The sequence below is a fragment of the Arsenophonus endosymbiont of Apis mellifera genome, from assembly GCF_903968575.1.
GTDB lineage: Bacteria > Pseudomonadota > Gammaproteobacteria > Enterobacterales > Enterobacteriaceae > Arsenophonus > Arsenophonus apicola.
Genome location: NZ_CAJCFU010000030.1, coordinates 1 through 5,191, shown reverse-complemented (window position 1 = coordinate 5,191; position 5,191 = coordinate 1). Strand labels below are relative to the sequence as shown.

Genomic DNA, 5,191 nt, shown 5'->3' with positions numbered 1-5,191 from the left:
AATTGCAGCCAGAACGAAGGCAATGATGGCAAGCGCCGGATTGTCTGATAGACAATATCAACAACAGATTGCAATAGGAAAGGTTGAAACCCCAGCAGAAAAAGAAGCGCTAAAAAAACACTTTCAGCAAGAAGAATCGCTAAGAGGTAATTGGGAGAAGGGTGTTAAAAAAGGCTTTGCTGAATTTCAAGATCAAGCTACAAACGCCTATGCAAATGTTGCCAATATTACCCAGTTTGCCTTCGAGGGAATGAGCCATTCTCTGTCGGATTTCCTGCTGACCGGCAAAGCCAATTTTGCTGACTTCACTAAATCATTACTTGAGATGATTGTGAAGTTAATGACGCAGATGGCCATTTTAAAAGCGATGAAATCGGCTTTCGGTGGACAAACCGAAGGCTGGCGAGGAGCAGTGGCGGGTATTTTAGGTTTTTCATCAGGCGGATATGTGGGTGGTGGGGGTAAATATGACCCGAAAGGTATCGTTCATGGTGGGGAGTTTGTATTTACTAAAGAAGCGACTCAGCGGTTAGGTATTGCTAACCTGTATCGCCTGATGGATGGGGCTAAGCGAGGTTATGCGTCTGGTGGATATGTGGGGACATCTTCAGCGCCCATGTACGGCATGCAACCCGTAGCAAGCGGTGTTAATGTCAATTTAGGCGGTATTCATGTTGACGGTCAACCGCAGCAGTCCAACCCTTCCAATGTCGATATGCGCGCAGCCGAGCAATCCTTAACCCAGAAAATCAAATCGGTCTTAGTGGCAGAGAGTCGAGATGGAGGTGATTTGCATAAAATTATCAAGGCAGTCAATGGGCGGAGTTATTGATCGATGAGCGCATTTTTGATAGAAAAAAATTTCACTTTTGTTATGCTTGGCATCAATTTAGATTAAGTCACTATTGGCCAAACGTAAGATCAAAGGAAAAACAATGAAAAAAACGTTACTGTTTTTAATTCCAACACTATTTTCTGGTGCTGTAATCGCAAAGGGTGGTGAGAGTACGCTTTCGATGGGATACATACAGATTAAATCAGATGGACTTAAAAAGGATGTTAATTTATTAAATCAGTCAAACAAACTTGCTGGTGATGCTATTTCTAACAGTTTAGGGGTTTCAGCTAGAGTTGATTCTGATGATTATTCTAATCCAGGCGGTGCCTTTATACGCTACACGTATGAGTTAAATGATGGGTTCGGTGTTATTGGTTCAGCATCTTACTCTGAGAGTGATTTCGGTACTTCAGCGTTTGGAACCACAAATAAAGGGAAAGACAATTCTAGAGTTGATGGGCGCGTGAAGGGAAAATATATCTCATTGATGGTTGGTCCTACTTATCGATTTAATGAATATATTAACGTTTATGCGCTAGTCGGATTGGCAAACAAAAAAATGTCTTATGAATTTGGTGGGAATGCTTTTAAAAACGGTAAGTTAATTAAAGACGAAAAACGCTCAAATAGTGACAGTAGAAATGACCTGGCCTACGGCGTTGGTATGCAAGTGAATGTTTACGAGGGAGTTACCGTTGATGTAGGCTATGAACGTTCAGGCAGTGGCGAGTGGAAGACGGATGCATTCACGGTTGGTTTAGGATATAAGTTTTAAGCTGTAGCTCACCTGACAGTTACTCGCTATTACTGTGATAACTGTCAGGTGGACTCAAAGCATTAAAGTTACCTACATTATAAGTTTTACACGTTGCGTTTTTCATTTTTAACAATACTATTTTATTCTGATAAATTTTATTAGTTCTTTCTGTGTTTTTCTACTTCCTGTAAAAATAGTAATTTAGATTTACTAAGAATTTCATCTAAAGAATGTGACAACACTTTTCTTGTTTCTTTAGCTAGAATTTCGTTTATAAGTCTCTCTATCTCATTAGGTGATAGATTGATCTGCATACTTATTTCTTCAGCGGCATTTTTAATTCTGTCACCAAATTCTTTTGGTTTAATGTCATTCAATGCATATTCGATAAGAGTTATAGCTTCTGCATTCGTGGTTCGGTTGTTTATTTTAGCTGACATCTCAATTTTCTTTTTTAATTCTTGAGTCATTCGTATGTTCAATTGAACGTCTTTCTTAGTCATAGTAGCACCTTAATATCAATCTATTGACATGCTAGCATTTGATAGCTAAACTGGCAATTGATAGCAAATAATATCAATTGATAACAAAGGGAATGTAAATGGAAAAAGAAACACTAAAACAAAAATTGTTAAGAATGCCTGAAAGTTTGATTTGGAAAGTCAAGTCAGCGGCAGCGCAGAACCGAAGAACAGAAAACCAAGAAATGATTAAAAGGATCGAGGATAGCTTTAATGAAAAATGGATTAACCAATAAAGAGGAAACCCCAACTGGGCAAACAGTCAGGGTTTTTAAGTTGTCAATCATAAGTTAAGAGATCAACAGTATGAATATAGCAAATAAAAATCTTCCTGTCATTGCAGGAATTGAGATTAATACTGATACAGAAGGCCGTTTTAATTTAAATGCATTACATAAAGCGAGTGGTACTAGTACAAATAAAGCCCCTGCACAATGGCTAAGAACTCAATCAGCTAAGGATCTAGTTCAAGAGTTAACCGATGTGCAAAAATGCACATCCCCGATCAATGCGGTAAAAGGTGGGGTAAACCAAGGCACTTTTGCTCATGAACTATTAGCGATTGAATATGCAGGTTGGATTTCACCGAAATTTAGATTGATGGTTAACCAAACCTTTTTAGATTTTAAAGCGGGCAAGTTAGCGCCTGTTGTGATAGACCCTATGGTTGCATTAAATGATCCGGCCGTAATGAGAGGCTTATTGCTAAATTATAGTGAAAAAATCCTTGAGCGTGATCATCAAATAGCAGAAATGAAGCCCGATATAGCAGCCTTAGAGCGAATCGCTAAATCCGATGGTGCTATGTGTGTGACTGATGCTGCTAAACAATTACAAATACGCCCCAAAGCCCTGTTTGATTTCCTAAATGAAAATAAATGGATTTATAGACGCTTGGGTAGCCCGTGGATTGGTTATCAGGACAAGATTCAACAGGGATTGATTGAGCATAAAGTGACAACGATTACCCGAACTGATGGCATTAATGAAACTAAAACTCAGGTTCGTATCACACCAAAAGGTATTGCTAAATTAGCAAAAATGTTAAGTGTGGAGGTGGCAGCATGAATAACGCCATTTCTACAATTAATGTCTCATTCTATGGTGACGATTTGTATGTGGTGAATTACAACAATGAACCCTATGTACCCATGAAGCCCATTGTTGAGGGTATGGGATTAGACTGGAAAAGTCAGTTTGTTAAGATTAAACAGCGTTTCAAATCAACTATGGTGGAAATCACCATGGTTGCTGGAGATGGCAAAGAACGGAGTATGATTTGTCTTGCTCTTCGTAAACTTGCGGGCTGGCTATCGACTATTAGCCCGAATAAAGTAAAAGCAGAAATCAGGGATAAAGTTGTCCGTTATCAGGATAAGTGTGATGATGTTCTCTATGAGTATTGGATGACCGGAGAAGTCAGGAAAAAAGAAGATAAATTATTGGTGCTTAATCGCTTTTCAGGAGAAAGTGGTAGAATTTTGATTACGATAAAAAATAATCAAATTTATCGCACGGACATGGTGCTCGAAAATGAGCATTTGTTAACACTGGACTCTTTCTTGACATCCTCCCCCACCTTCACACTTCGTGACTCAGGAGGGGGATTCCCGTTAGTCGGAGACTATCTGATCGCTCAGAAGCCTGGTTCCTGCTGCTGACGGCATTACTGCACCGTTCACTTCACAGGCTAACACGGCATGTCCTGCCGCTAAAATGTTACGAGCTCCGTTGATATCTGCGTTCTCTGTATACCCGCACTCAAGGCACTCGAATCTACTTTGTGATTGACGATTTTCTTTCGCTGTATGACCACAACATGCACACCGTTGACTTGTATATGCCGGAGGCACAGCTAATACCTGACCACCGCGCCATAGCTGCTTGTACTCAAGCTGACGGCGCATTTCATACCAACCCTGATCCAGTATCGAACGGTTAAGTCCTGATTTTGCCCTGACATTCCGTCCGTGCTGCTCTTGTGTACCTTTTGCCGATTTCGACATGTTACTGACCTTTAAGTCCTCAATGACGATCATCGCGTGGTTTTTGCTGATTTCACTGGTGACTTTGTGAAGGTAGTCTTTGCGGATATTGGTTATATGCGAGTGGAGACGTTGGATTTTTCGCTTCTGTTTTTTCCAGTTATTGCTGAATTTAACTTTACAGCTTAACTGACGCTGGAATTTCGCCAGCTTTTTTTGGTTGGTTTTAAAACTGTTTACAGGTTCAAACACTGTGCCGTCTGACAGCGTGGCGAGTCTGGTTACACCTGCATCCAAACCAATCATTGTTGCTGACGAATGAGGCTGAATGTCCATTTCCAGTTCGACCTGAAACGATATATACCAGTGTCCCGCATGTTGGCTAACGGTTGCGTTTTTAATCTTACCGTACAGCTTTTGCGACTGCCGGAACTTTACCCATACCAAACCTGACGGTAATCTCACTCTGCCATTATCGAGCTGACAATATTTATCAAAATTAACAAAACGAACTGAATCACGCCCGTCATTTTTCCTTTTAAATACAGGAGCTTTTGCTGCCAGTTTTTTATCAAAGCAGCGTTTCCATGCCCCGTGCAGATCTTTGAGTTTCTGCTGAAGATTATCCGTGTAGGCTTCTTGCAAAAAGGAATGTTCCGGCTTTTTTTTCCATTCTGTGAGCATCCGATTTAGTTCAAACGCTGACGGTAGTTTACCGCCGGATTCAATAATGCGTTGCGTCTCTGCTAGCCCGTAATTCCAGATAAAACGAGCGCATCCGCACAACTGCCGCAAACGTTGCGACTGTTTTTCGGTTGGTTCGAGTCTGAATTTGTAGGCTTTTAGAATTAGCATTATTACTCAGTGTGTAGTAAATTATCTCACTATCTTACCGTATATCCGGTTAATTTCAATGCAAAAATATAAAATCAACCGTTCAAGACATGCAGCGTTTCTTTTACATGTTCACCTTGTCTTTGTGACTAAGTACCGAAAGAAAGTACTCAGTGGCTTGCACTACAAAGCATTTCATCAGTATGCAGGTGAAGTGTGTCGCGACTTTGGGGCTGATTTAAAGGAAAGTAACGGA

The 5,191-nt window shown here is 40.5% G+C and carries 7 protein-coding genes and 1 pseudogene; 6 read left to right on the top strand and 2 right to left on the bottom strand.

The genetic code is table 11. From position 1 onward, the window contains the following. A partial coding sequence (locus H1X92_RS03360; protein ID WP_180558853.1) for a phage tail tape measure protein occupies positions 1 to 832 on the top strand: 832 nt, incomplete at its 5' end. A gap of 103 nt (positions 833 to 935) precedes the next feature. Further along, entirely contained in the window at positions 936 to 1,613 is a 678-nt protein-coding gene (locus H1X92_RS03355) for an Ail/Lom family outer membrane beta-barrel protein (protein WP_180558852.1), read from the top strand. A gap of 140 nt (positions 1,614 to 1,753) precedes the next feature. On the opposite strand, the gene H1X92_RS03350 is transcribed toward H1X92_RS03355, so the two are convergent. Then, positions 1,754 to 2,098, bottom strand: a complete 345-nt coding sequence (locus tag H1X92_RS03350) for a hypothetical protein (RefSeq protein ID WP_180558851.1) — start codon at positions 2,096 to 2,098, stop codon at positions 1,754 to 1,756. A 98-nt stretch (positions 2,099 to 2,196) separates the two neighbouring features. Between H1X92_RS03350 and H1X92_RS03345 the strand changes: the two genes are divergently transcribed. The 3 genes and pseudogenes from H1X92_RS03345 to H1X92_RS16180 form a co-directional block, all read left to right on the top strand. Then, positions 2,197 to 2,352 carry an Arc family DNA-binding protein gene (locus H1X92_RS03345; protein WP_180558850.1) on the top strand — a complete coding sequence of 52 codons (156 nt, stop codon included), beginning with the start codon at positions 2,197 to 2,199 and terminating at the stop codon, positions 2,350 to 2,352. Between the two features lie 70 nt (positions 2,353 to 2,422). Continuing rightward, on the top strand, positions 2,423 to 3,184 hold the full coding sequence (locus tag H1X92_RS03340; protein ID WP_180558849.1) for a phage antirepressor KilAC domain-containing protein: 762 nt from the start codon (positions 2,423 to 2,425) through the stop codon (positions 3,182 to 3,184). Further along, positions 3,181 to 3,546 (top strand): annotated as a pseudogene (locus H1X92_RS16180) (phage antirepressor N-terminal domain-containing protein); the annotation flags it as partial. The gene H1X92_RS03340 and the pseudogene H1X92_RS16180, both read left to right, overlap by 4 nt. Positions 3,547 to 3,729: 183 nt before the next feature. Here the strand turns inward: H1X92_RS16180 and H1X92_RS03330 are convergent. After that, entirely contained in the window at positions 3,730 to 4,956 is a 1,227-nt protein-coding gene (locus H1X92_RS03330; RefSeq protein WP_180558336.1) for an RNA-guided endonuclease InsQ/TnpB family protein, read from the bottom strand. 58 nt (positions 4,957 to 5,014) lie between these two features. Here H1X92_RS03330 and H1X92_RS03325 point away from each other — a divergent pair. Then, the coding region (locus H1X92_RS03325) for a transposase (RefSeq protein WP_180558337.1) at positions 5,015 to 5,191 on the top strand (177 nt) is incomplete at its 3' end.